This is a genomic window from Acinetobacter sp. YH12155, from assembly GCF_013418255.1.
Lineage (GTDB): Bacteria > Pseudomonadota > Gammaproteobacteria > Pseudomonadales > Moraxellaceae > Acinetobacter > Acinetobacter indicus.
Genome location: NZ_VPCK01000002.1, coordinates 99,229 through 124,473, shown reverse-complemented (window position 1 = coordinate 124,473; position 25,245 = coordinate 99,229). Strand labels below are relative to the sequence as shown.

Sequence of the window (25,245 nt, the reverse complement as noted above, 5' to 3'; positions counted from 1 at the left end):
GAGAGCAATGACAAGGAAAGATTTTCCTTTTTAGATATCAGAAAATTTCTTTAGGGATTAAGAAATGAAAAAATTAGTTTTAGCGACATTATGTGGTATTGCTTCAGCACAGGCATTTTCAGCAGAAGCGTCTGAAGACCGGATGCAGTTTTTAGAATCACAGTTAAAGCAAATCCAGGCTGAACTGGAACAGCAAAAGGCTGCACAACTTGCGTTAAAGAACCAGCAGGAAGAAGCCAAAGCGCAAGACTCTAAAACTTTGAGTTCGATGGTGGATAATGTCGATGTTTATGGCTTGATCCGCTTTGATGGCGCAGTCGATTTCAAAAGTACCACTGAAGCTCGTGGCCGTACCATTAACCAGATTAATAAAGTGCCTTTCACTGAACCTGACTCTACCCGTTCAGATTTTACTGCAGCTGCCAGCCGAATTGGTTTCCTGGCGAAAGACTTGGGTGGAAACCCGAATGTTTCTGCACGTTTAGAAGCTGACTTCTGGACCAATAATGGTAAAGGCGATGGTGGACTACGTATTCGTCATGCACATTTAAAATACTATAACTGGACTTTTGGTCAGGCCTGGTCATTGATGTCGACACCGGAAATTAGTACTGAAGCTGTCGACTACAGTTTATTGCTGGGTGGATCAGTCCTACGTACGCCTCAAGTCAGCTATGCTTTCAAACTTGATCCGGAAAATACCTGGAATGTAGGTCTGGAGTATATGGCCGGTGGCGATCGCTCTTCTGCCTTGCCTGCTTTAACCACTAAATATGTTCATCAATCAGGTCCGCTGCATTTATTGGCTCAAGGCTTTGTCAATCAAAAGCAGGCACAAACTGATACAGGTGATATTGAAAAAGTTGGTTGGGGTGTAGGCCTTGGTGGACGTTACCGTTTTAATGATCAGAACTCGATCCAAGGTAACTATTTCCATATGGTCGGCGACCAGCGTATTGCAGCTTTCTTGACTCAAGGTTCAACCACCGACGGTGCTGCCTGGGGTGGAGATTACTCAGTTGATCCAATCAATAATGAACTTTTGCTCAATGAGTTTAATAGTTTAAGTATCGGCTTTACGCATAAATTCACGCCGAAACTACGTAGTAGCATCAATGCCAGCGTTGTTGATTTTGATGATTCCAGCGACTATGCACGCGCGAATCCTAAGACCAATAAACGTTTAACTGACTATGTAGCAAACGTGATCTACTCTCCTGTTCCAAAGATTAATCTCGGTGCAGAGTACCATCACGGTAAACGTGAAACTTTTGATAATAGAGAAGCGGATGTTTCACGTATCAACCTCTCTGCCAACTATAGTTTTTAAAGCTTCAGGAGACAAGGATGTCAACCCAAGGGCAACAACCCTCGCGCCGTTTTATGTTTATGATGGCCATGACCTGCGCACTTTGCGCAGGTTGTAATTATTTTAACCAGCCTTTAATTTATTCAATTGCCCAGGACTTGAATATTAGTCTAGAGCAATCGGGCTGGACAGTGGTATTGACACAGATCGGTTATGCAGCCGGTCTGTTTTTATTTGTGCCGTTGGGCGATTTATTTGAAAAGCGTCTGTATATCTGTAGCCTGATGCTATGTACCGGTCTGGCCCTGATTGGACTGTCTGTCAGCGATAATCTCCAGATGCTGTATGGCTTTACCCTATTGGCCTCGTTCTGTTCCATTACCACCCAGATTCTGATTCCTTTTGCTGCAAACCTGAGCCAACGGGAAAAAAGTGCCGAAGTGGTTGGCCTGCTAATGAGTGGCGTACTAGTCGGTATTTTATTTGCACGTACCGTGGCCGGATTAATTTCAACTTTATGGTCCTGGCATGCGGTGTATCTGTTCAGTGGCTGTTCAATTTTACTGCTCAGCATTGCCATGTGGTATCAATTGCCCACGGCCAGAAGTCAGCTAAAAATGAGTATTCTGCAGATTTACCGCTCTTTATTTACCTTCGCCAAAACAGAACCGATGTTGATGCGCCGCAGCTTAATTGGTGGTTTGGCTTTTGGGATGCTCAGTATTATTTTTACCACCATGACCTTTATTCTGGCGGAAGCCCCCTACCATTTTAATGATTTTGAGATTGGGTTGATGGGGATTGTGGGCGTGGTCGGAATCTGGTCATCTCAATGGACCGGGAAGATGATTGGCCGCCACCGGGAAAAATGGCTGGCGCAGCTGGCAACCAGCGGGCTAATTTTAGCCTGGATTCCCCTGTTTTTTGCCCAAGACCGTTTAGAGCTGTATATTTTAGGCTTGATTATTGCCTATTTTGGTATTTCATCTTTACACGTATTAAACCAGAATCTGGTGTATCGCCTTTCAGTTCAAGCGCGTTCGCGTATTAATGCCATTTATATGACCTGCTATTTTTCCGGTGCTGGCCTGGGCGCATTTTTATCTTTAAATTTATGGAAGATGTATGGCTGGTCGGCTTGTGTGCTGTTGGGATGTGCCTTCGCCCTCCTGATTTTTGCGGTAAACCGCTATGATTTAAGCCGGGAAAAGAATTTAATTAATATTCAGCCACAACCCTAATCCAGACCGTCTAGTCATTCTGTCCTTTATATATCGGCTTTAGGACTGATCTTTTCAGACTGCTGTTTTGCGCTTAGCAAGACCGAAGTCTGAACTACTTTAAAGTCGATTCCTAAATAAAAGCTTCACCTCTTAGCGCTTTCACCGCCTCATTTCACCCGCGGAAACGAGATGATCTGGAATCATATCTTTAGGTTTTAAAACTCATGGCACTGGTTTTAGGGTTTTTATTATTGATCTTTTAAAACTGGAGCCCAGTAAGAGTCTTTTTGTCTTAGCCTTGCTTTCTGCTCGCAATACTAAAATGAGAAATGTGCAGAATAAAGCAAGAAAAGCTCCTTCCTCTACCAAGAAATCACCTGCATCGCCCCTAAGAAAAAGGTTGTGATCCATCTTCATCCTGAGCCATATCTGATACAAGAGATGGCGTTTTTAATCTTCTTTTAAATATGAATAAAACGAATATTTTGTGATTGATCAAAGAGATTTAATAATTTCAATATAAAAAATCGCAGCCGAAGCTGCGATTTTTTAATTACCTAAAGAAGAAATGAGATGATTTTAAGCCACCTGACGCGCATCAATCAGTTTACAACCAGTTTGCTGCTGCAGTTCGTCAAAGCTCAGCCCATCTACCATTTCAAGTACGAAAGCCTGATTGTCTTTCAGCTCAATTACGCATAAATCGGTATAAATACGGTTAACACAGTGTTTACCGGTAATTGGATAAGTCAGTTCATCCACAATTTTAGCTTCGCCATTTTTGGTGACATGCTCCATACAAACATAGACACAGCGCGCACCGACCGCCAGATCCATGGCACCGCCGACGGCTGGCACCGCATCGGAAGCACCAGTATGCCAGTTGGCCAGATCTCCATTAATTGCCACCTGAAATGCACCCATAATACAGATGTCTAAATGTCCGCCGCGCATAATATCGAAGGAATCAGCAGAATTCATAAAGCTGCCGCCTTCAAGCATACTGACCAGCTCTTTTCCTGCATTAATCAGGTCATTGTCTGGCTGTTCATCTGCACCCAAGGCGGTAAAACCCAAGACACCATTTTCAGAATGTAAAATGACTTCCTGCTCCGGTTTTAAATAGCCTGCCACGCGTGTTGGCAAACCAATTCCTAAATTGACAAAAGAGCCGGTTCGAATGTCTTGTGCGACGCGTTGTACAATCTGTTCACGTGTACGTTTTTGAATATTCATTATTTAATATCTCCAACCTGAACCACATGCTGTACAAAAATGCCCGGCGTTACAATAATTTCAGGGTCCAGCTCACCCAGCTCGACAATTTCATGCACCTGGGCAATGGTCGTTTTGGCCGCCTTGGCCATAATCGGGCCAAAGTTACGTGCGGCCTTGCGGTAGGTTAAATTACCCCAGCGATCAGCCTGATTGGCATAGATCAAGGCATAATCGGCATGAATCGGATATTCCAGCACATAGTCTTTACCGTTAATGTGGCGGGTTTCTTTGCCTTCTGCGATTTTGGTCCCAAAGCCGGTTGGTGTGAAAATGGCGCCTAGTCCTGCACCGGCGGCCTGAATACGACAAGCCAGATTTCCTTGTGGTACCAGTTCCAGTTCAACTTTTCCGGCTTTATACAAATCTTCAAATACAGTGGAATTATTGGCGCGCGGGAAAGAACAGATCATTTTCTTGACCAGTCCAGACAACAGCAAATTGGTCAGTCCACGATCGCCAGACGCTGCATTATTATTGATAATGGTTAATTCTTTCGGACCAAGATCAATTAATGCTTCAATCAGTTCAATCGGTTGCCCTGCCAGACCAAAACCACTGGTCATAATGTGCGCACCATCAGGAATCTGTTTCAGTATTGCCTCGATATCCTGTGTGATTTTATTCATCATCTTGCTTCCTAGCATCTTTTCTATGTTGCGATATACAGATTAATCTGCTTTTTGTGGGTCAAATAAACGGTCTTTAATAAAGAGCGCGGGAATCAGACCACAAAGAAAATAGGCAACGCCCATAATCAATAAACCGGTACCAATTGATCCACCTTGAGCAAAGTAGCCAATGGTTAATGGCGCGAAAACTGCACCTAAACGGCCCACGTTGTAGGCACCACCCACCGCGGTCCCACGGACTTTGGTCGAGAAACTTTCTGTCATATAGGTCGCGTTAATACCGTATGGGATGCCATACAGGAAACCGAAGAACAGCATCAACCAAAGGATATTGTCTGGGGTATTGCCAAATACAATAACTGGAATAAAGATCGCGGTGCCCATGGTCCCGAAGGCAAATACAGCACGACGGCCAATACGGTCAGCAATATAACCGGCAATGACTTTGGTACACATCATGATCAGGAATGTGCCAATCATGTACATGGTCATTTCTTTAAACTTGATGCCCAGATCAGATTCTAAATAAGCCGGCAGCCAGTTACTTACACCGTAATAACCAAACTGTAAAAATGCGGTACTGAATGACCAGAGAATGAACATGCGACGGCTTAAGGCATCTTCAAACACCATTTTGAAGGTATTTTTTGGCTTTTCCTGAAAAATACCGCTGGCTTTTGCTTCTTGGCGTGCTTTACGCGCATCGAGCCAAGCCTGTGGTTCTGGCACCAAAAAGTGCATCACTACAGCCAATACAATTGGAATAATGGCGATGTAATACAGATAACGCCAGCCATATTCTGGCAATAACCAGCCTGCTAGCGCCGTGGCCACCACCGAACCTAAGGTCCAGCCGGTCATTAAAGCCGCCAGTACCGTCGAGCGATGCTTGGTTGGCACGTATTCTGCCATGAGCGTGTTACAGGCAATATATAAAGCCCCTAAGCCAATTGCAGAGATAAAACGTAACCACTTGAATTGATCATAGCTTTCTGCGAATCCTAACCAGCAGGTTAAGGTTGAAAAGAGCGCAATAGCAATCACAATCACGCGAACTCGCCCAAAGCGGTCACAAGCCCAACCACCAAAAAAGCCACCAATGGCCATTCCAGCAAGTGTCCAGCTACCTAAGGCACCCGCCTGCATATTCGTTAATGAGAATTCCTGTTTAAGACTGGTCAGACTATAGGCCAATAAGGCAATATCTGCCCCATCCACCAATAATGCTAAAAACGAGAAAATAAAGGCTAAAATCCAGACTTTTTTCTTTGGTCTGTTTTCACCTTCCAGCTGGTGTTGTTGGGAGCTGATTGTGTTCATAGCGTCCTTAATATTTCTTTAGCATTCCTGTGCCTGCAGAACTTTTGAGATAACTTATCATCCTGTGATGAGATGATGACTGTTATTCAAACCCTGATTCTGGCTTGGAAAATAATTAAAAACATCCAGTTTTTATTTCCATTTTCCGACTTCATTTTTTGGTATTTACTCTTGCCAGATGAAGTTAAATCATGGTCAAAGTCCATAAAACAGCAGGAGTTCTAGCCAGCAAATGCCGGCTAGAGAGGATCAATTTTTTAGTTAACAAACGCAGCAATTCCGGTCTGTGCACGGCCCAGAATTAAGGCATGTACGTCATGGGTACCCTCATAGGTATTCACTACTTCCAGATTCACCAGATGACGCGCTACACCAAACTCATCCGAAATGCCGTTACCGCCCATCATGTCACGAGCCAAACGGGCAATATCCAGCGCCTTGCCACAGTTATTGCGCTTGATTAAAGATGTTCCTTCAATCGAGGCAATACCATCATCTTTCATGCGGCCAAAACGTAATGCGGCCTGTAAACCTAAAGCAATTTCAGTTTGCATATCAGCCAGTTTTTTCTGGATTAACTGATTGGCAGCCAAAGGACGACCAAACTGTTTACGGTCCATGGTGTATTGATGTGCGGTATGCCAGCAGAACTCTGCCGCCCCCATCGCACCCCAGGCAATGCCATAACGGGCACTGTTCAGACAGGTAAACGGACCTTTTAAGCCACGGACTTCTGGGAAAGCATTTTCTTCTGGGACAAATACGTTATCCATTACAATTTCACCGGTGATGGAAGCACGTAAACCGACCTTGCCGTGAATCGCAGGCGCAGACAGCCCTTCCCAGCCTTTTTCCAGAATAAAGCCGCGAATGTCACCGACATTGCCTTCAGGTGAAACTTCTTTGGCCCAGACCACAAATACATCGGCAATTGGGCTGTTGGTAATCCACATTTTTGCGCCTGTTAAACGATAACCGCCATCGACTTTTTTGGCACGGGTAATCATGCTGCCCGGGTCAGAACCATGATCCGGTTCGGTCAGACCAAAGCAGCCAATATATTCACCCGTAGCTAATTTTGGTAAATACTTCTGTTTTTGTTCTTCCGAGCCAAATTCATTAATCGGTACCATCACCAGCGAACTTTGTACACTGGCCATAGAACGGTAGCCTGAATCAACACGCTCAACTTCACGGGCAATCAGACCATAGCTGACATAATTTAAACCGGCACCGCCGTATTGCTCAGGAATGGTCGGGCCCAGCAAACCGAGCTCGCCCATTTCACGGAAAATGGTCGGATCGGTTTTTTCATGACGGAACTGTTCTAATACACGTGGCATCAGCTTGTCTTGACAATAGGCCGCAGCAGTATCACGGATCATGCGTTCTTCTGCAGTCAGCTGCTGCTCCAGCAGGAATGGGTCTTGCCAGTCAAATCTAATTTTTGTCATGTCTATCATCCTTTCTTATTTCGATTAAGCAGTCGCTTGTTTAATCATTTCACGTGCAATGATAATTTGCTGAATCTGGGTCGTTCCTTCATATAAACGGAATAAACGCACATCACGATAGAAACGTTCAATTGAATATTCGCTGATATAGCCGGCACCACCATGAATCTGCAAGCAGCGGTCAGCAACGCGGCCACACATTTCAGTGGCAAACATTTTGGCACATGAGGCTTCAACCGTGACATTCTGACCGGCATCACGCTTACGTGCTGCATCTAGCACCATACATTTGGCTGCATAAATTTCAGCTTTTGAGTCGGCTAACATACCCTGAATCAGCTGGAAATTTGCAATTGGCTGACCAAACTGTTTACGTTCCACCGCATAATTTAAGGCATCTTCCAGCATACGTTCTGCCATACCGACGCTATAGCCGGCAATATGCAAACGACCTTTGTCGAGTACACGCATGGCTGTCTTAAAGCCAACGCCTTCAACTCCACCAATCAGCTGATCTTTATGAACGCGGCAATTATCAAAAATTACGTCACAGGTATATGAACCATGCTGACCCATTTTTTTATCAATTTTGCCCAGACTTAAACCTGGCGTACCTGCTTCAACCAAGAAAGCTGAAATACCGCTGGCGCCTTTAATTTCCGGATTGGTACGCGCCATGACCGTGAAAGTGGTGGCACGTGGTGCATTGGTAATAAAACGTTTGGTTCCATTTAAAACGTAGTAATCACCATCTTTTACCGCACTGGTTTTTAAAGATGCTGCATCTGAACCAGAATCTGGCTCAGTCAAACAGAACGAGCCAATGATTTCACCCGTTGCATAACGTGGTAAATACTTTTGCTTTTGCTCTTCTGTACCATCAATTACGATACCGCTTGAACCAATACCATTGTTGGTACCAATTAAAGAGCGGAAAGCAGCAGAAGTCCGGCCCAGCTCCATCGCCACCAGAATTTCTTCTTCCATGGTGATGCCTAAACCGCCGTATTCTTCAGGAATGGTCAGACCGAACAGCCCCAGTTCTTTCATCTGATCAACAATGTGTTCAGGAATGGCATTATTTTCTTCTACTTCATGCTCGAGTGGAACGAGCTCGTTTTTCACAAAATCGCGAATCGTTGATAGAAGTTGATCAAGCATTTCTGGATCACGAATCATAGGAATCTCCGTTTTATCTGGTTTGGGTAAATTCCTTCACCCTTATTTTCATTTCGCAATACGAAATAAATAATCACAAAATTAAGATTTCAGCAAGAAATTTTATGAAAAAATTTATTTTTTCTATAAATAAGCAAATTTTTACTGAATTTCTGTTTTGATTAATATAGAATAAAATTTCATAATACGAAATTATTTCTTTAAAAATTTAAATTTAAGGATGAATATTAATCAGAAATGATTAAGGGACCATAAAATTAGGCACTAAACAATAAAATTCATTGCTTTATTGGAGGTTTTACTCTAAAAGTACAAACGTTACTTTTATCGTATTATAAAAATTTATCGCAACCTGTTTGGCCGCGATACAGAATAAAAATCATTTATTTTTTGTGCAATTTATCAATAATTTATGTGTTTTATTTTGTATCGTGAAACTAAGTTGCTATCATATTCATTAATTTACTCTATTTATGCTGAACATGACAAAAAATAAAACAGGTGAAATCCCTAACTTTGATGAAATTCGCTTGGATCCGATTTCGCATATTCACCGCGAAAATAATCCGCAGTTCATTGCCTCTATTGCACGTGGACTTGAGATTTTAAGATGCTTCTCGGCGACCAATCAGTTGTTAGGTAATCAGGAAATTGCGCAAATGACCAATTTGCCCAAACCGACCGTGGCGCGTATTACCAGCACCCTGGTTTCTCTGGGCTATTTAAAACAGTTGCCAAATACGACCAAATATCTACTTGATGTAGGCGTACTGGCATTGGGTTATTCGGCATTAAGCAATATTTCTGCGCGAACGCAGGCTCATCCGTTCATGGAAGAAATGTCACGCTATGCCCAGGCGCCGGTCGCCATGGCCACCCGTGACCGTCTGAATATGATTTATCTGGAAGTAGTCCATACTGACACGACCCTGACCATGCGCCGTTCGGTCGGTTCAACATTACCGATTCATTCCAGTGCCATGGGACGTGCCTGCCTGGCGGCTATGGACGTGAAAGAACGTGAATATCTGTTTGACGCGATCAAGAAAAGACACGAAGAGCAATGGACGACCATTAAACGTAATCTGGAACGTGCGATCCGCGACTATCAGGATTATGGCTACTGTCTGTCTTTAGGTGACTGGGCCAAAGATGTCAACTCTGTGGCGGTGCCATTGATTCATCCTAAACATGGTATTTTGACCTTTAACTGCGGCGCGCCTAGTTATCTGTTAAATCAGGAAAAACTGGAAAACGAGATTGGCCCGCGTCTGATTCATATGGTCAACAATATTGCGATGAATCTCAATAATATCTAAGCACATCATAATCAGGGCGACACAGGTCGCTCTTTTTATTTCGTTCGATATAACCTAATTCCAACACCGCCCTTCCCATGCAAAGCAGCTTTTCTCCTGCGCAACAAAGCTCTCAAATCTAAACGTTGAATACAGTCCTATTTCAAATAAAAAGTTAAAAAATAAACTTCAAAACCGATTTATATAATGATATAAATATCGTATAGCGAAACAGGATTTCTTATTATGGAAGATATTAACCGAGAAGCCATGGAGTTTGATGTCGTTATCGTAGGTGCTGGCCCTGCGGGTCTGTCTGCGGCGATTAAAATCCGTCAACTTGCAATTGAAAATAACCTGAATGATCTGTCCGTTTGTGTCGTAGAAAAAGGCTCCGAAGTCGGTGCGCACATCTTGTCAGGTGCGGTGCTGGAACCACGTGCCATCAATGAGCTGTTCCCGAACTGGAAAGAAGAAGGTGCACCTTTAAATGTACCGGTGACAGAAGACAAAACTTTCTTCCTGCTGTCTGAAACCACTTCGAAAGAAGCACCACACTGGATGGTGCCAAAAACCATGCACAACGATGGCAACTATGTCATTTCACTGGGCAACGTGGTGCGCTGGTTAGGCCAGAAAGCCGAAGAGCTGGAAGTGTCGATTTTCCCGGGCTTTGCGGCGTCTGAGATTCTGTACCATGAAGATGGCACCGTAAAAGGCATTCAAACCGGTGATATGGGCATTGGTAAAGATGGTGAACCGACCCATAACTTTGCCCCAGGTTATGAACTGCATGCCAAATATACCCTGTTTGCTGAAGGCTGTCGTGGTCACTTAGGCAAACGCCTGATCCAGAAATTTAATCTGGATAAAGATGCCGATCCACAACACTACGGTATCGGCATTAAAGAGCTGTGGGAAATTGATCCGGCCAAACATAAACCAGGTCTGGTGATGCACGGTGCCGGCTGGCCATTGTCTGAAACCGGTTCTTCCGGCGGCTGGTGGCTCTACCACGCGGAAAACAACCAGGTCACGCTGGGGATGATCGTCGATCTGTCTTATGAAAACCCGCACATGTATCCATTTATGGAAATGCAGCGCTGGAAAACTCATCCTCTGATTAAACAGTATCTGGAAGGTGGTAAGCGTATTTCTTATGGTGCGCGTGCCGTAACCAAAGGTGGTTTTAACTCGCTACCAAAATTCACTTTCCCGGGTGGTTCTTTAATTGGTGATGATGCAGGCTTCCTGAACTTTGCCAAAATCAAAGGCTCTCATACTGCAATGAAATCCGGCATGCTCTGTGGTGAGGCAGTCTTTGAAGCGATTGCTGCTGGTGTCGAAAAAGGTGGTGACTTGGCGATTGCCCGCGTGACTGAGGGTGAAGATTTCTTTGTAAAAGAATTAACCTCTTACACTGAGAAGTTCAACAACAGCTGGCTAAAAGAAGAGCTTTACAACGCGCGTAACTTTGGCCCGGCAATGCACAAGTTTGGTCAATGGTTTGGTGGTGCGTTTAACTTTATCGACCAGAACATCTTTAAAGTGCCATTTACCCTGCATGATTTAGTGCCTGACTTCAGCGCACTGAAAACCGTAGATGCGGTAAGCTTTAAGCCGAACTATCCAAAACCGGATGGCAAGCTGACCTTTGACCGTTTGTCTTCGGTGTTTGTATCCAATACCGTACATGAAGAAAACCAGCCAGCGCACCTGAAACTAACCAATGCGTCGATTCCAGTCGATGTGAACTTGCCTAAATGGGATGAGCCGGCACAGCGTTACTGCCCTGCGGGTGTATATGAAATTATGGAAAATGATGATGGTTCCAAACGCTTCCAGATTAACGCAGCCAACTGCGTACACTGCAAGACTTGCGACATTAAAGATCCATCGCAGAACATCACCTGGGTAACACCGGAAGGTGGTGGTGGTCCGAATTACCCGAATATGTAAGGTAATTCCGATGAGTCAGAACGAAGCTTCTGGCTCATTTACCCAATCCTGAAGACGTTATGAATAACTCTTCACTTTAATTTTGTAGGTAATCCCAGTTCCTTCGGGAGCTGGGATTAATACATTTTAAGCGCGGATTTCATCATCAAAATGGGGCTGTATTGAAACGACAATCGCTGAGCCAAGTGGCTCTGATTTTATAATCAGTCCAGCATTTAAAAATCACTGATTTAATTTAAACACTAAACATCAACGCCAAAGACAACAGCAAGCATAAAAATAACATAGCTGAAACCGCCTGCCAGAATCTAACAGGATTTTTATCCAGCAAGGAAGACTGAACCGGCTTTAAAAAATACCGGTTAGGATGCTTAAGATCATACAGAAATTCCGACAATACCTCATAGCGTTCATTTGGCATCAGGGCCAAGGCCTTATGCAAGGCTCCATCAATCCACACCGGAATATCTGGCCGATATTCTAAAATTGAATGATAACGCACCGTTTTTAGCTGTTTTAACGTCTGACAACGCGCCAGTTCGGTGCCATAGGGTAACTGTTTGCTGAGTACATAATACAGTACCACGGCCAGTGAAAACTGGTCTGAACGGGTGGAGACCGGCCGCGAACAAAAATATTCCGGCGCCATAAAGGCCAAGGTGCCCAAAGCTGCGGCATGTTGCGGCTGTGATTCGGAAATCCCCTTGACCAGGGTTGCACCAAAATCAATCAGTTTTAGCTCTAACTGTGCATTCAGCATGATATTTTCAGGGCGAATATCCTGATGCAGCATGTCCAGCCGGTGAAAAGCCTGCAAACCTTTAATGATCTGTTCCGTAATCTGGATGGCGGTTTCAAGCGCAATCGGCTGGCGCTGCTGATGCAGCCAGGTATTTAAGGTCTGGCCAGATAAATATTCATAGGTTTGAAAATAATAAGATTTACTGCGCTGATGCGGATAGGCCGCTAAAACTTGTGGATGCTGAATCCGTTTCGCCACCCACTCTTCCAGCAAAAAACGCTCCAGTGCCTGCGCATCCTGGGTTAAATCCAGTGACGGAATTTTAATGACCAGTTGCTGCTGCCACGTCTCATCCCAAGCCAGATATAAACGGCTACGATGGTTCTGGTGCAGTACATTTTGAATCCGGTAGCCTTCAAACTGCTGACCTATGCTTAAATCCGGGGCCAGACTTAGCTGGTTGTGACTTGGCTGAAATTGTGACTGGGCCTGTTGTGGCAGCTGCTGTACCTGCACAATTTGCAGGGTTAAATTGTCAGGACTGCCCTGCGCATCGGCCAGATGGACCAGCATTTCTGCTACCTGGTCAAGATCTAAAGTTTCGGGGCTGTGAAGTGCCTCGATAATTTGGCTGTCCGACAGATATTCATATACACCATCGGTCATCAACAGGAAAATATCATCCTGTGCCAACGGCAGACTTAAATAATCCACCTCTACTTTCTGCGCCACGCCCAAAGCCCGGCTTAAATAGCTTTCCCGGGAAGATAACCAGACCCGATGGTCAACACTGAGCTGTTCCAGCTGCTGCTCACGCAAGCGGTAAATACGGGCATCACCAATATGAAACAGATGTGCGGTCTCATGTTTGAATACCAGCGCGCTAAAAGTGCAGACATAGCCGCGGTCTTTATCGACACGGCCCTGACTTTGCTGGGTCTGGGCATAGAGCCAGGAATTGGTGGCACGAATCACCCGATCGACCGAAGTTTTGACACACCAGGAATCGGGCGTCGAAAAGTAATCGGCCAGAAAACTGGACACTGTGGTTTCACTGGCGATATGACTGACATTGCTGCTGCTGATACCATCGGCAATGGCACAGGCAATGCCCTTTTGCTGTGCCAGATAGCCCTCCGGAACGGCCGCGCCGTGAAAATCCTGATTGCTCTCTTTGCGGCCGGCAGCACTATATTGCCCAAGCCGAATTTGAAGTGAAGTCTGGTGTGAAGATGGCAAAGTGGACATGCGCTGATCTCAACTGGCTGGAATCTTCCCTAATTCCTGAACTCATCCTGTGGGCTTAAAACTTAGAACTCACGTTTTGGTGCAGTGCGGACATGCGTGGTGTAGAGTGCAAGACCAGTTAAAGCCAAACCACCCACCAAATTACCCAGCGCTACCGGTAACTCATTCCAGATAAAGTAGTCCATCACCGAGAAATCGCCGCCCATCATCATCGCGAACGGGAACAGGAACATATTCACCACCGAGTGTTCAAAGCCCATGGCAAAGAACAGCATGATCGGCATCCACATCGCAATAAACTTGCCACTAACGGTGGTCGACATCATCGCGCCAATCACGCCAAGCGACACCATCCAGTTACACAACATGCCGCGAATAAAAATCGTGATCCAGCCAGCTACACCATATTCTTTGTAGCCTAGCGTCCGGTCTTCACCAATATGTGCAATCGCCAGACCGACCTTGTTTGGTTCGGTCGAAAAGCCGTAGGTATAGACCGCTGCCATCATCACCGCCACAATCAGCGCACCAGTGAAGTTACCGACAAAGACCACGCCCCAGTTTTTCAGGATTCTGGCCCAGGTCACGCCCGGACGTTTATCCAGCCAGGCCAATGGCGTCAGGACAAATACCCCGGTCAGCAGGTCATAGCCCAGCAGATACAGCATACAAAAGCCCACTGGGAATAATAATGCACCAATTAAAGGCACGCCGGTTTGCACTGCAATGGTGACTGCAAAAACCGCTGCCAGCGCCAGAATAGCCCCGGCCATGGTGGCGCGGATCAGCACATCACGGTTTGCCATATGTAGTTTCGATTCACCGGCATCCACAACTTTGGTTGCAAATTCGGAAGGTGCAAGATAAGCCATTGCGAGTACCCCTCAACGATTGAAATTTAGCGGTGAGATGATTTGCAAATAAAAAGCGCCCAAGACGACTTTCACGTCTTAGGCGCCATTGCCTGAATCATCTAACATGTTTTAAAAATTTATGGCGTCATTGCCATCAGTTCAGTGGAGATACAGCAAGGAACGTACCAACTTTTGGTGAAAGATGAATTTACGCCACAGGCAGATTCAAGATCTGAGCTGATTTCAAGCTGGCATACATTGTGCTTTTCCCTTCTCAGTGTTTTAGCCATAAGCAGTTGAGGAAATAGATATGATTAGCCATCGCCAACAAGTGACAGACATGATTTTATCTGCCAAGGTGCTGAACAATATTCAGTGGTCCAGCGTGGCGCAGGAAATTGGTTTATCCAAAGAATGGGTAACGGCAGCCTGTTTGGGGCAAATGGCATTGAATAAGGAACAGGCCGAAAAAATTGGTCAGATATTTAACCTGAGTGATGAAGCCGTGGCCTGGTTACAGATTGTGCCGTATAAAGGCTCTCTGCCAACCAGCGTTCCGACCGATCCTTTAATTTACCGCTGGTATGAAGTGGTGAATGTCTATGGTTCTACCATTAAAGAGCTGATTCATGAAGAATTTGGCGACGGGATTATGAGCGCAATTGATTTTAGTATGGATATTCAACGGGAAAGCCATGAAAATGGCGACCGGGTAAATGTGGTGCTATCCGGGAAATTTTTGCCCTATAAATCCTATTAAGATGAGTTTGTGTTGAGCTTAAAACTCTAAGCAATCACAAAAATCTGCGCTTACCTTATTCATAAAGATGATCAAGTAAAGATCAAAACCACATTCATTCCCCCATAAAAATAGGCTTAATCTTCCCGGACAAAAACGATTGCTGTTTTATCCGGTCAGATTAAGCCTATGTTTTTTAGCAAGCTGTACTAGTCCGAGGTAAAGCGTCCATAACGGTCGCGTTTACGTGTGCCCGAAGATGAGCTACGACCACGACCTCTGCCACGGCCACGGTAATCGTCGTCATCATCATCGTCATCGCGGTTGCGACCACGGCGATTGTCATCGTTTATATGACTTCTGGCGCCGGCACGGCGTGCTTCTTCTGACGTAAACTCATGCGCATTGCCGCTGGCATGGGCTGCGCGCCCACCACGACTGGCAATTTCTCTTTGTTCATCTGGATCCATACTCGCAAATCCACGATTTGAAGTACCCTCATTACGTGTATTGGCCATGATTCACCCTTCCTGTTATTTATTTTGATTGTCTATGTTGCGACTCTTTTAAGATAAGAGTGAAAATTAAGATAAACAGCCGCGCTTTGTTTCAGATCATTGGAATGTAGCAGGTCTTTTTTATTTTAAAAAATTAACAGGCTGTATTTAAAATAGTAAAATTTTATTCTTTTAAATATCTTTTTTAATTTTTTACCATCTTTATATTTCAGCTGTTTTTATTTAAAAAATGAAATAATAGACGCGTTAAGATGAAGTGGTTTATTTTCTTAATAATAAAAAATATTTAAATAGAGTCCATAATTTTTAAATATATTCTTTAGTCCCTTGATTTCACTTTCATTGTCTTATGAATTGCGGCTTAAATATAAAAAAAGCCAGTCAGTGAGCGCTGACTGGCAAAAAAGGAAGACACAGATAAGTAAGTGAATGTCCGATTTAGTCGACCTGGGTAAAGCGATTTAAGACAGCAATCGACAGCAGCAATAAGGCCACCAGCGCAAAGACGGTGCTCAGGCCAATGGCTTCACTTAGGAAACCGACCAGCGCCGGGCCACTTAATGAACCGCTATAGGCAATGGTCGATACCAGCGATAAAGCAGCCGCTTTAGGCATAATATTCTGACGTCCGACACGAGAGAACATCACTGGTACAATATTGGAACAGCCAAAACCGAGTAAAGCATAGCCCAGCAGGACCACCGCCCAGTGCGGCGCTATCACAATAATGCCTAGACCCAAGGCTGCACATAGCGCGCTATAGGTGATGATGTTTTTCTCGCCCCACATTCTTAATAAGCGACGTCCAGAAAAACGGCCGATGGTCATGGTAATGGCAAAGAAGGTATAGGCCAGACCGGCAAAAGAAGCGTCCATCCCAAAGTTGCTGACCAGATAAATCCCGCTCCAGTCCATTGCCGAGCCTTCCGATAAAAAGGCAATAAAACAGACCAGACCAATTAACAGGATCATCGGACTTGGACGAAATTTCTGCTTCGCTGGTGGTGCGGTGTCTTCTGGGGCTGTGTCTGATTTTTTCTCAATTTCAGACAGGCTGTTGGGAACGGCCAGAATGGCAATAAAGGCCAGCACCGCGCTCATGATTAAAGCACTCATTAGCGGTGAAACACCCAATGACAGCAGCACAGTCACAGTCAGCACACCAAGTAAACCGCCCAGACTGCACATACCATGGAAGCTGGACATCATATTTTTCAGGCTGTTCTTTTCAACAATCACCGCCTGTAAATTAATGGCCACACCAAATGCACCCACCGCGGTCCCAAAGATAAACAGCACAATTGCCATGCTTAAGGCAGTACCAAATACCGTCAGTAACGGCAAAATGATCATCGCTGCAACCAGCGCAATCCCGATTAAAATACGGCAGCCAATACGCTGGATTAACAGACCGGCCGCAGGCATGGCCAGCATCGATCCAATCCCCATACAGAGTAGCAACAAGCCAAAGTCTGCATGGTTTAAAGAAAGACGTTGTTGTGCAAATGGAATGAGCGGTGCCCAAGATGCCGTACTTAAACCCAGACCAAAAAAGCTGAGTTTGGTTGCCAGACCTTGTGCATTGAGCTGGGCAGATGCATCGACGACTGTGGTTTTGGAAAACAACATGTATGTGCCACCTTCTAAAAACAGGGCATCCCATTCCAAAAAATTGTCCATAGAAAAACCCCTGCACACTTATAGGAAAATCTATAAACTTGCAGGGGCTTTTGTTGGCGGAATTATACACAATTCACAGCACTGTACAGCCCTTTTTTGTCTATTTTACAAACAATTTTGTAATGACAAAAAGTACTTCATTTTTCTCGTTTTTTTGAAAAATTCCAGCTGCAATATTTTTATATAATCATTTAAAAACAAATGCCTAATAGGTTGATTGTTTTATTCAATCAGTTTAATGAGTTTTAGTGATTGCCTGAAAATTGGCTTACATACAGATACACAGCCCTGCCCTTTCAGTTTTGATTATTCCGACCGCTCAACCAGCTAGCTGTTTCAGGATTAAGCGTTTAAACCAATAAGTAGCTAGAGATATTCTGTAGTTTATAATTTTTATTTAAAAATAATAAAATGAGATTTATAAATATATGATTTTTGATTATCTCAACTCATCTATTTCAATATAACAATAGCTTTAATTATTTAAATTTAGCCTCAATCATTTAGATATTTCATAATGTGTAATATATATCTGCATGTAGTGAATTGTTATACTCTATGGCGGAGTTGTTTCGATTTTAAATAAAGCTATTTTTATCTCTTTGAGGCGTTTAAATTAAATAGAGATATTTATTTCATCTGAATTGGAGTAATAAAAATGGCTGATATTAATTTAAATAACATTCAGAAACATAGCGAAGTTATTGCCTCCTGCGGCACCCATGTCGGTACGGTCGATCATCTGGAAGGCAGCGATAAAATCAAACTGACCAAGCAGGATTCTGGCGATGGGATGCACCATTACATTCCGATCTCTTGGGTGGAAGAAATTCGTGGCAACCAGATTATCCTGAACAAGAATTCTGAAGAAGTCACCCGTCAGTGGGAAGCGGTATAACTTCTAAAAAGCACGATCTGCCCAGACTCGTGCTTTTTTATCGCTAACGATTTCATCTGATTGAGCAAAACAATAAATCGACCCAAAAATTTGGAGAACCCCATGAATCATTATCCTAACAGCCCATCTCCGCAAGAGAAACAGGAGCATCAGCCCGGTGTGCAATATAAAATGACGCCCGAACCTGAAATTATTAAAAACCATTATCAGGGCAGTCAAAAACTCAAAGACAAGGTAGCTTTAATTACCGGCGGTGATAGCGGCATCGGCCGATCTGTGGCGGTGCTGTTTGCCCGCGAAGGTGCCAATATTATTATTCCCTATTTAGAAGAAGATCAGGATGCGCAAGACACCAAGCGTCTGGTCGAGCAGGAAGGCTGTCAATGTCTGCTGATTCAATGTGACCTGCGCCAGCATGCGGCAGTACAGCAGATGGTGGATTTGGCTTTGCAGCAATTTCCGCATATTAATATTCTGGTCAATAATGCCGCCGTACAATATCCACAAAAAACCATTGAGGATATTAATCCCGAACAGCTGCATAAAACCTTTGAAACCAACCTCTACCCGCTGTTTTATGTGACCCAGCTGCTGATTCCTCAAATGCAGCCCGGTGACAGTATTATCAATACCACCAGTATCACCAGCTATCAGGGCCATAATGAGCTCATTGATTATGCCAGTACCAAAGGGGCTATTACTGCCTTTACCCGTAGCCTGTCGACCAACCTGCTAAAAAATAAAACCGGGATTCGGGTGAATGGTGTCGCACCCGGCCCAATCTGGACGCCGTTAATTCCAAGCAGTTTTGATGAAGAACAGCTAAAAGGTTTTGGTGAAGATACCCCCATGGGCCGCATGGGTCAACCAAGTGAAGTTGCGCCGGCTTATCTGTTTTTAGCCTCCGATGAAGCCAGCTATATTTCCGGTCAGGTGATTCATGTTAATGGCGGTACTATTGTCAATGGTTAACGGCATTTAAAGGCACACAAGCAATGTAGATAACATTTTGAGTTTTATTGAAACATGCAGATCTATACAGGAGTGAAACTGATGTCTAGAGGTGATAAGTCGGCCTATACCGACAAGCAGAAACGTCAGGCCCGCCATATTATTGAATCGGAAAAAGAGCGAGGCCATTCCGAAGAAGAAGCAGAACGCATTGGCTGGTCTACCGTCAACAAACAGGATGGCGGCGGTAAAAAGAAATCTCACTAAATGCCCTTCTGTTCTGCTGGAACCCTTTTAAACTTCTATAAAAATGCCAATCCTTAGGATTGGCATTTTGTTAGGTGATGACAAGTAGATCATCAGATTTTATTGAATCTGCTGCAGCGCCTGCGGGAATAAAAACTGGGTCAGTTGACGCGTGGCCCATAAACCAGTGGGATTATGATGCTGATGCGGCGCCAAGTAAGGCAATAGCAGATTGATTTTTTCTTCCGCGCTACGCGCCAGTTTTAATTGCTGCTGCAAGGCCTGCTGTTCGCTGGAATTGAAATAATCGACAATATAATCATCGGCCTGCTGCACTGGCGTTATGGCTTTGAACGGCGCACGGCGTTCGGTATAGGCTTGAGCAATCCAGTCATAAATAATCTGCTGTTCAGCGACTGAAAATACACCGAACATTTTGCCTTCTTCATTGTGAATCAGCTGCCAGAAGCGGCTTTCACTCGGATGCTGGCCGCGTTTAATCCACTGTTTATCCTGTAATACCTGAAGGAACTCGACCACTTTCTGGTCATTGCTGAGCCATTCATTCACCGATGCTTGAGCAAAGCGGCAGCGGTTATTATGAATCAGCTTGCCGACCACGGCTTTTTTCTTGAAAATCTTTTCAATCAGCGGGGTTAAATCACTGTTTTTAATAATTTCAGTCGAGCCTAGGCCAACATCATTCAGAGCATAGCCGCGTTTCAGTTTGTCAATAAACTCTGTTTTATTGGCGGCCTGACTATAGCCATATTCCAGTGCGGCGACTGAACGATGCGCGTGACCATTGTCCAGGTTATCAATGGTAATGTGCACATTAAAATACTGATGATCCAGCCCCAGTTCAGCCAGTTCATAATTACTGATCAGCAAATGCAACGGCAACTGTTCATAGCCTAAATTAAAACCAATCACTTCCGGCAGATATTGCTGCGGCGCATAGGCCAATGCCAATTGCACCACAGGTTGATAATAGTATTCATCTTCCAGTCCTTCGACCAGATCTTGCAGATTCAGACTGCTCAGCAATTGCTGATACATCGACACGTGATTGGCTTTGGCTGAACCGAGGCCCAGCTCTTCCAGATAAATCATGATCAGATGCTGAAAATTTGGATCAGGCCAATGTTTTAAGGTGCTATACAGCCAGGAACCATCAACATATTTGACTGGCGCGACTTTCACCAGAAAGTCATAGGCTGCTGCTACATGCTGAAAGTATTCACGCTGACCACCAGCCTGACGCCGGCTTAAATACTGCTGATAGCGTTCACAATTCTGCATATTCTGCTGAAAAAGCCAGTCTTTGATCTGGACTGGCTCATCGGGTAAAGGAATAGATGGGGGATCTATCTGGTGAAGCTCGCGCTGTAAAAGCTGGGCCGAAAGCTTTTCTTTTTCTGGTGCTGGCGTGCTTTCATCCAGAAAGAAATGAAACAGCTCCCGATAGCTTTTTTGTCGTTCGAGTTTTAAGGGGCGATAACTGTTCTGAGAGACAACTGACATCTTGTTATTTTCCATTATTTTTCACTCAAACCAGCTTAGGAGATTCGCCAAAATCACCATAGTTCAGTTTTGTTAAACCACGTTAACTTGCCAGCTGCTCAACAATAAAGCGCAGAGATATCAGAAATTTATAAAGATAATTCAGTTACATAATCGGCAAGACCGGGCGTTTTTTCTGTAAAAATAGCTCATGCTCCTGTAGCGCTGTTGCACTCAAGTTTGAGTCTTGAGTAAAAAATGCAGCAGTTATGCAAAATAAAAAAGACCAAAAGACATCTTATCTTCTGGTCTTATAAAAGCTGGCTAAAATCTGCTGTTACTGGAATTTGGCTTTCAGCTGGGCCAGACAGGTACGAATCAGGTGACCGCCCTGCCCGATTTTGTCCTGCCAGTGATTTGGCACCGAACACTTGGCCAGACGCACCCAGACACTGGAAAACTGCTGGATAAAATTGGCTTCATTATAATGAATACCATATTCTGCACACAGCGCTTTAATTTTTGGCGCTACTTCGGCATAACGGTTGGCCGGCATATCCGGAAATAAATGGTGCTCAATCTGATGGCTTAAATTTCCACTTAAAATATGCAGCCACTGGGTGCCACTAAAATTACTCGAACCGCGAATCTGGCGGATATACCATTCAGCCCGGCTTTCATTTTCGGTGTTGTCGGCTTCAAAATTTTCCGCATCTTCAGTGAAATGGCCGTTAAAGATCACCGCGGATGCCCACAGGCTGCGAATCACATTGGCGACAGCATTGCCGGCAAAAACCGGAATGGCATTTGGCCCGGCAAGCAGCGGGAAAAAGACATAATCTTTGACCACCTGACGGCGCATTTTCTTTCTTAAACCGGCCGCTTCATCCCAGACCTGTTTCCAGGTTTTGGTTTTATAAACCAGTACATCTTCTAAATGCAGACGTTGCAGCCCCACATACCATTCAAAAAATACCATCAGCTGAATGGCCAGCGGAATATTCATCAAAAAACGCGGTTCCCATTTTTGTGCTTCGCTAACCCGTAGCAAGCCATAGCCGACATCGTGGTCTTTGTCGACAATATTGGTATAGGTGTGATGAATATAGTTATGGGTATATTTCCAGTCGTCTCCGGTGGCAATGGTGTCCCAGTCATAACTGGCACCGTTCAGGGTCGGATCATTCATCCAGTCAAACTGGCCATGCATGACGTTATGACCCAGCTCCATATTTTCAACAATTTTGGATAATCCGAGTAAACCAGTCCCCAATAACCATACTGGCGGAATCCAGCCGCCAAACATCAGCATCCCACGTGAGGCAATTTCACTATAGCGGACAAAATTACGGATTTTATAAATATACTGGGCATCTTTTTCCCCCAGATCATCCATGACTTCACGGCGGATGGCTTCCACTTTGGCACCAAATTCCTGAATCTGAGCCTCGGTTAAATATTTTGACTTGCTGTTCGGATGTAACGCGGCAGGCATATTCATGTGATGTTCCCTCCAGATTATAAGTTAATCACGACAGGACTGATTGCCTGCGTCACACAAAGTTTGATTTGGGTATTATGGTTATGGTCAATTTCACCGGTCAGCAGATTACGCACGCTGCCACTGACTTTGGTACAGGAGCAGGTATTGCAGATTCCCATACGACAGCCATGGGCCGGTCTTAGCCCAGCGGCTTCGGCACTGTCCAGCAAATTGCTGTTGGCCTGAAAATCCTGCTGCGAGCGCAAGAATTGCACCGGCTGCGCCTCCAGAGTTTCATCTGCGGTCATTTGAAAATACTCGGAATGAAACTGCTCGCTTAAATCCTGCTGCTGACAAATCTGCTGGGCGGCCTGCATCATCGAGGCTGAACCACAAGCATAAATATGTCGCTCACCCAGTTGCTCGACCGTGTTTTGCAGTAAGGCCAAAGACAAATGCTGACGCTGTTCTACGGTATTAAAATGATGATATTTAAAATGCGGATACATCAGCGCCAGGGTTTTAATTTCGGCATGGAAGGCATCATCCCGGGTGAAATACAGCAGGTCTATCGGCTGGGTCGAGCTGACCACGGCTTTTTGTAATAAGGAATATATGGCGGTAATCCCACTGCCCGATGCAATAAAACATAAGGATGGAACTTGTGCCGGCAGCACAAAATTGCCCTGCGGCTGGGACAGCTCCACCACAGCCCCTGCCGGTAACCGGGTCAAGGCATTGGACATTTTACCTTGTCGTTTGATGGCCAGAATCACATCGCCGTTATCGAGCAAAGTGACAATGGAATAGCTGCGCTGCTGGCGTACCCCATTCATCGCCAGCGTGACCAGAATACTTTGTCCGGCCTGAAAACGCTGTGCCTGAAAATTCTGGTTGGGACGTAAATGAATTTTATAAAAGTCTGGACTTAATGCCTGAATTTCAACAACGCAGGCTTTGACCTTTTTCAATGCCCAGACTGGATTTATTTTTTCTGCAATAAAATCAATAAAATCTTCTCGAATCCACTCGGGTTTATACTCTACAGAAGTGCTCATAGCGGCCTCATGATTTTTTCAGTGAACGGATGTTCTTTTTTTAATGTTCATGCCCACTATATAGATTCATGATCTCGATTCCATGTGAATGCAGGACAAAACTTGTCTTTTCCTTATGTTTTAGCTGGTTTTGTCTGACAAGATTCTGCACTTTTTCGGTCCCAACTTCGATGGGAGAAGTTTTATTGTTCTGATTTGCTTTTGTGCAGGCGCAGGATTTTTCATGAAAATGTCGTATGCTTTTGTCAGACTCGGTGAAAATGCCTGATATTTTTGCTGTAATTGCCCCCACATTAGACTTAAGTCCAAAAAAGTCTAAAACCAAAAAAGCCAGAAGTGTCCTTCTGGCTTTTTTAATCTATAGCGTGTAATTAGAAGTTATAGATGGCCACCATATTAATACGGTTATCTTCACCTTTATTACTGCCATTCGTTGCTGCTTCTAAAGCTGTACGTTCACCATAGACATATTCCAGACCTAAGCTAACCGGCTTGATCGGGCTATAGAAGACATTGGCCCATGCCTGCCATAAGTCTTTGTTAACGCCAGTTCGTTTATCTGCTGGAGTCGCTGCCAGATAATCAGCATCCTGATCAAAGCTCATATAGCCATAACCCACTGTGCCGCGCAGTTTTTCATTAAACTTCTGGGTCAGACCGACCGTAATCGAATCAAACTCGCTTTGCTCCAGACCGTTTGCACCCTGGATGGTGCCGGTATTGGCAAAAGACACAAAGCTGCTATCACCCTTCACATGGTAGTAGTCTGCTTTTAAAGTCGTGCTTGGGGTCACATCATATTTAGCGCCCAAGCCCACACCCCACGCCATTTCTTCATCAGAATTGATGCGTTTTTCATGGCCCATGGCACGTGCGCTCACGCTCATGTTATCGGCGAACTGATGATTTAAGCGCGCAGTTAAAGCCGGTAAACGCTGGGTGATGCTGTTATCTTTTGGGTCTTCAGCAGCCACCACCAGATTGGTTTGCGGGCTGAATTTCGCGGTATAACGCACTTGCGGGAAACGTTTAACTGCGCCACCGGCATAGGCCAAAGCATCGACTGTTTCTGGCATATAATCCGGCACTGCAAAGTTTGACCAGGTTTGACCAATTAACCAGTTGGCATAGCTCATATAAGCATGACGGATACGTAAATTATCAAATTTATCACCACCAAGGAAATCTACCTCAATTTTACCGCTCAGGGCTTTGTCACCAGCACCAACCGGTGCTTTAAAGTCCATGCCTAAACGGGTAGCAGAAAGTGTTGATCTTAAACGATCACTACTTTCATTATTGCCTTCTAACGCTACGGCATTAATATGGTTATATGGCAAATCTCGGCTACTGCCCTCAACCTGATAAGAACCATCCATACGGACGTTTCCATACAGGTTAAATTCAGCATTACCCAGCGTCATACCCAAGCCGCGCTTTTCAGTGCTGGCTTTTTGTGCAACAGGTGGTTGTACCGCAGTATTGGCAAGTTGGTTTAAATTCGCTTGAACCGTTTGATTTTGTTGAGCATATTGATGAACAAGTGCTTTCAGTTGTTGCACTTCCTGACGAAGCTGCTCAACTTCCTGGCTGCTTTGCGCATTGGCCATTACACTCATTGTTAAACCGACAGCAATTACTAAAGGTTTGATCATCATTGTTTTCATGGGCACACT

General features: G+C 44.6%; 20 protein-coding genes and 1 pseudogene. 8 read left to right on the top strand and 13 right to left on the bottom strand.

Annotation, left to right across the window (positions count from 1 at the left end; all coding sequences use genetic code 11):
- The first annotated feature begins 64 nt into the window (after nucleotides 1–64).
- Together FTU86_RS01995 and FTU86_RS01990 are read left to right on the top strand one after the other, a co-directional pair.
- A complete protein-coding gene (locus FTU86_RS01995) occupies nucleotides 65–1,330 on the top strand; it encodes a DcaP family trimeric outer membrane transporter (protein WP_180036351.1) in 1,266 nt (421 codons plus the stop codon).
- 17 nt (nucleotides 1,331–1,347) lie between these two features.
- Nucleotides 1,348–2,550 (top strand): MFS transporter, encoded by a 1,203-nt coding sequence (locus tag FTU86_RS01990; RefSeq protein ID WP_180036352.1) that lies wholly within the window; start codon nucleotides 1,348–1,350, stop codon nucleotides 2,548–2,550.
- A gap of 561 nt (nucleotides 2,551–3,111) precedes the next feature.
- Here FTU86_RS01990 and FTU86_RS01985 read toward each other — a convergent pair.
- The 5 genes from FTU86_RS01985 to FTU86_RS01965 form a co-directional block, all read right to left on the bottom strand.
- Complete coding sequence (locus FTU86_RS01985) at nucleotides 3,112–3,768, bottom strand: 3-oxoacid CoA-transferase subunit B (RefSeq protein ID WP_180036353.1); 657 nt, start codon at nucleotides 3,766–3,768, stop codon at nucleotides 3,112–3,114.
- The gene (locus tag FTU86_RS01980) at nucleotides 3,768–4,439 is read right to left on the bottom strand and encodes a 3-oxoacid CoA-transferase subunit A (protein WP_005178033.1); all 672 of its coding nucleotides are present in this window, start codon (nucleotides 4,437–4,439) and stop codon (nucleotides 3,768–3,770) included. Before FTU86_RS01980 ends, FTU86_RS01985 begins: the two co-directional genes overlap by 1 nt.
- A gap of 39 nt (nucleotides 4,440–4,478) precedes the next feature.
- Nucleotides 4,479–5,759 carry an MFS transporter gene (locus FTU86_RS01975; protein WP_168405865.1) on the bottom strand — a complete coding sequence of 427 codons (1,281 nt, stop codon included), beginning with the start codon at nucleotides 5,757–5,759 and terminating at the stop codon, nucleotides 4,479–4,481.
- A gap of 257 nt (nucleotides 5,760–6,016) precedes the next feature.
- Complete coding sequence (locus FTU86_RS01970; protein WP_034597549.1) at nucleotides 6,017–7,222, bottom strand: acyl-CoA dehydrogenase; 1,206 nt, start codon at nucleotides 7,220–7,222, stop codon at nucleotides 6,017–6,019.
- A gap of 15 nt (nucleotides 7,223–7,237) precedes the next feature.
- Nucleotides 7,238–8,392, bottom strand: coding sequence for an acyl-CoA dehydrogenase family protein (locus FTU86_RS01965; protein ID WP_005178038.1), 1,155 nt, complete (start codon nucleotides 8,390–8,392; stop codon nucleotides 7,238–7,240).
- Between the two features lie 482 nt (nucleotides 8,393–8,874).
- On the opposite strand from FTU86_RS01965, the gene FTU86_RS01960 reads away from it, so the two are divergent.
- Both FTU86_RS01960 and FTU86_RS01955 read left to right on the top strand, forming a co-directional pair.
- The gene (locus FTU86_RS01960; RefSeq protein WP_034597686.1) at nucleotides 8,875–9,711 is read left to right on the top strand and encodes an IclR family transcriptional regulator; all 837 of its coding nucleotides are present in this window, start codon (nucleotides 8,875–8,877) and stop codon (nucleotides 9,709–9,711) included.
- A 225-nt stretch (nucleotides 9,712–9,936) separates the two neighbouring features.
- Nucleotides 9,937–11,649 (top strand): electron transfer flavoprotein-ubiquinone oxidoreductase, encoded by a 1,713-nt coding sequence (locus FTU86_RS01955; protein WP_104488878.1) that lies wholly within the window; start codon nucleotides 9,937–9,939, stop codon nucleotides 11,647–11,649.
- 235 nt (nucleotides 11,650–11,884) lie between these two features.
- On the opposite strand, the gene FTU86_RS01950 is transcribed toward FTU86_RS01955, so the two are convergent.
- Nucleotides 11,885–13,639, bottom strand: coding sequence for a bifunctional protein-serine/threonine kinase/phosphatase (locus FTU86_RS01950; RefSeq protein ID WP_180036354.1), 1,755 nt, complete (start codon nucleotides 13,637–13,639; stop codon nucleotides 11,885–11,887).
- Between the two features lie 62 nt (nucleotides 13,640–13,701).
- Entirely contained in the window at nucleotides 13,702–14,511 is an 810-nt protein-coding gene (locus FTU86_RS01945) for a formate/nitrite transporter family protein (protein WP_005178046.1), read from the bottom strand.
- Nucleotides 14,512–14,803: 292 nt separating this feature from the next.
- Here FTU86_RS01945 and cynS point away from each other — a divergent pair, with 292 nt between their 5' ends.
- Nucleotides 14,804–15,253: a cyanase gene (gene cynS, locus FTU86_RS01940; protein WP_005178047.1), complete on the top strand. Its 450-nt coding sequence runs from the start codon at nucleotides 14,804–14,806 to the stop codon at nucleotides 15,251–15,253.
- A gap of 203 nt (nucleotides 15,254–15,456) precedes the next feature.
- Here the strand turns inward: cynS and FTU86_RS01935 are convergent.
- Nucleotides 15,457–15,750: pseudogene (locus tag FTU86_RS01935) on the bottom strand (KGG domain-containing protein); the annotation flags it as partial.
- A 438-nt stretch (nucleotides 15,751–16,188) separates the two neighbouring features.
- Nucleotides 16,189–17,430: an MFS transporter gene (locus tag FTU86_RS01930; protein ID WP_180036356.1), complete on the bottom strand. Its 1,242-nt coding sequence runs from the start codon at nucleotides 17,428–17,430 to the stop codon at nucleotides 16,189–16,191.
- Between the two features lie 658 nt (nucleotides 17,431–18,088).
- Here FTU86_RS01930 and FTU86_RS01925 point away from each other — a divergent pair.
- The 3 genes from FTU86_RS01925 (at nucleotide 18,089) to FTU86_RS01915 (ending at nucleotide 19,546) form a co-directional block, all read left to right on the top strand.
- On the top strand, nucleotides 18,089–18,328 hold the full coding sequence (locus FTU86_RS01925) for a DUF2171 domain-containing protein (protein WP_104471337.1): 240 nt from the start codon (nucleotides 18,089–18,091) through the stop codon (nucleotides 18,326–18,328).
- Between the two features lie 90 nt (nucleotides 18,329–18,418).
- Complete coding sequence (locus tag FTU86_RS01920) at nucleotides 18,419–19,300, top strand: SDR family oxidoreductase (RefSeq protein WP_257219676.1); 882 nt, start codon at nucleotides 18,419–18,421, stop codon at nucleotides 19,298–19,300.
- Between the two features lie 81 nt (nucleotides 19,301–19,381).
- Nucleotides 19,382–19,546 (top strand): hypothetical protein, encoded by a 165-nt coding sequence (locus FTU86_RS01915; RefSeq protein ID WP_016658124.1) that lies wholly within the window; start codon nucleotides 19,382–19,384, stop codon nucleotides 19,544–19,546.
- Between the two features lie 99 nt (nucleotides 19,547–19,645).
- On the opposite strand, the gene FTU86_RS01910 is transcribed toward FTU86_RS01915, so the two are convergent.
- The 4 genes from FTU86_RS01910 to FTU86_RS01895 all read right to left on the bottom strand — a co-directional run bounded on the left by FTU86_RS01910 (nucleotide 19,646) and on the right by FTU86_RS01895 (nucleotide 25,236).
- Complete coding sequence (locus FTU86_RS01910; protein ID WP_257219677.1) at nucleotides 19,646–21,049, bottom strand: iron-containing redox enzyme family protein; 1,404 nt, start codon at nucleotides 21,047–21,049, stop codon at nucleotides 19,646–19,648.
- Between the two features lie 316 nt (nucleotides 21,050–21,365).
- The gene (locus FTU86_RS01905; RefSeq protein ID WP_005178063.1) at nucleotides 21,366–22,529 is read right to left on the bottom strand and encodes an acyl-CoA desaturase; all 1,164 of its coding nucleotides are present in this window, start codon (nucleotides 22,527–22,529) and stop codon (nucleotides 21,366–21,368) included.
- Nucleotides 22,530–22,546: 17 nt separating this feature from the next.
- The gene (locus FTU86_RS01900) at nucleotides 22,547–23,569 is read right to left on the bottom strand and encodes a flavin reductase family protein (protein ID WP_180036359.1); all 1,023 of its coding nucleotides are present in this window, start codon (nucleotides 23,567–23,569) and stop codon (nucleotides 22,547–22,549) included.
- A 371-nt stretch (nucleotides 23,570–23,940) separates the two neighbouring features.
- Complete coding sequence (locus FTU86_RS01895; RefSeq protein WP_180036360.1) at nucleotides 23,941–25,236, bottom strand: DcaP family trimeric outer membrane transporter; 1,296 nt, start codon at nucleotides 25,234–25,236, stop codon at nucleotides 23,941–23,943.
- Nucleotides 25,237–25,245: the final 9 nt, after the last annotated feature.

Bases quoted from the DNA above. Each gene is read 5' to 3' on its own strand.
- FTU86_RS01910 (WP_257219677.1), bottom strand. From the start codon at position 21,049: ATGTCAGTTGTCTCTCAGAACAGTTATCGCCCCTTAAAACTCGAACGA.
- FTU86_RS01975 (WP_168405865.1), bottom strand. From the start codon at position 5,759: ATGAACACAATCAGCTCCCAACAACACCAGCTGGAAGGTGAAAACAGA.
- FTU86_RS01945 (WP_005178046.1), bottom strand. From the start codon at position 14,511: ATGGCTTATCTTGCACCTTCCGAATTTGCAACCAAAGTTGTGGATGCC.
- FTU86_RS01990 (WP_180036352.1), top strand. From the start codon at position 1,348: ATGTCAACCCAAGGGCAACAACCCTCGCGCCGTTTTATGTTTATGATG.
- FTU86_RS01965 (WP_005178038.1), bottom strand. From the start codon at position 8,392: ATGATTCGTGATCCAGAAATGCTTGATCAACTTCTATCAACGATTCGC.
- FTU86_RS01900 (WP_180036359.1), bottom strand. From the start codon at position 23,569: ATGAGCACTTCTGTAGAGTATAAACCCGAGTGGATTCGAGAAGATTTT.
- FTU86_RS01925 (WP_104471337.1), top strand. From the start codon at position 18,089: ATGGCTGATATTAATTTAAATAACATTCAGAAACATAGCGAAGTTATT.
- FTU86_RS01905 (WP_005178063.1), bottom strand. From the start codon at position 22,529: ATGAATATGCCTGCCGCGTTACATCCGAACAGCAAGTCAAAATATTTA.
- FTU86_RS01970 (WP_034597549.1), bottom strand. From the start codon at position 7,222: ATGATAGACATGACAAAAATTAGATTTGACTGGCAAGACCCATTCCTG.
- FTU86_RS01980 (WP_005178033.1), bottom strand. From the start codon at position 4,439: ATGATGAATAAAATCACACAGGATATCGAGGCAATACTGAAACAGATT.
- cynS (WP_005178047.1), top strand. From the start codon at position 14,804: ATGATTAGCCATCGCCAACAAGTGACAGACATGATTTTATCTGCCAAG.
- FTU86_RS01985 (WP_180036353.1), bottom strand. From the start codon at position 3,768: ATGAATATTCAAAAACGTACACGTGAACAGATTGTACAACGCGTCGCA.
- FTU86_RS01995 (WP_180036351.1), top strand. From the start codon at position 65: ATGAAAAAATTAGTTTTAGCGACATTATGTGGTATTGCTTCAGCACAG.
- FTU86_RS01895 (WP_180036360.1), bottom strand. From the start codon at position 25,236: ATGAAAACAATGATGATCAAACCTTTAGTAATTGCTGTCGGTTTAACA.
- FTU86_RS01930 (WP_180036356.1), bottom strand. From the start codon at position 17,430: ATGGACAATTTTTTGGAATGGGATGCCCTGTTTTTAGAAGGTGGCACA.
- FTU86_RS01960 (WP_034597686.1), top strand. From the start codon at position 8,875: ATGACAAAAAATAAAACAGGTGAAATCCCTAACTTTGATGAAATTCGC.
- FTU86_RS01915 (WP_016658124.1), top strand. From the start codon at position 19,382: ATGTCTAGAGGTGATAAGTCGGCCTATACCGACAAGCAGAAACGTCAG.
- FTU86_RS01955 (WP_104488878.1), top strand. From the start codon at position 9,937: ATGGAAGATATTAACCGAGAAGCCATGGAGTTTGATGTCGTTATCGTA.
- FTU86_RS01950 (WP_180036354.1), bottom strand. From the start codon at position 13,639: ATGTCCACTTTGCCATCTTCACACCAGACTTCACTTCAAATTCGGCTT.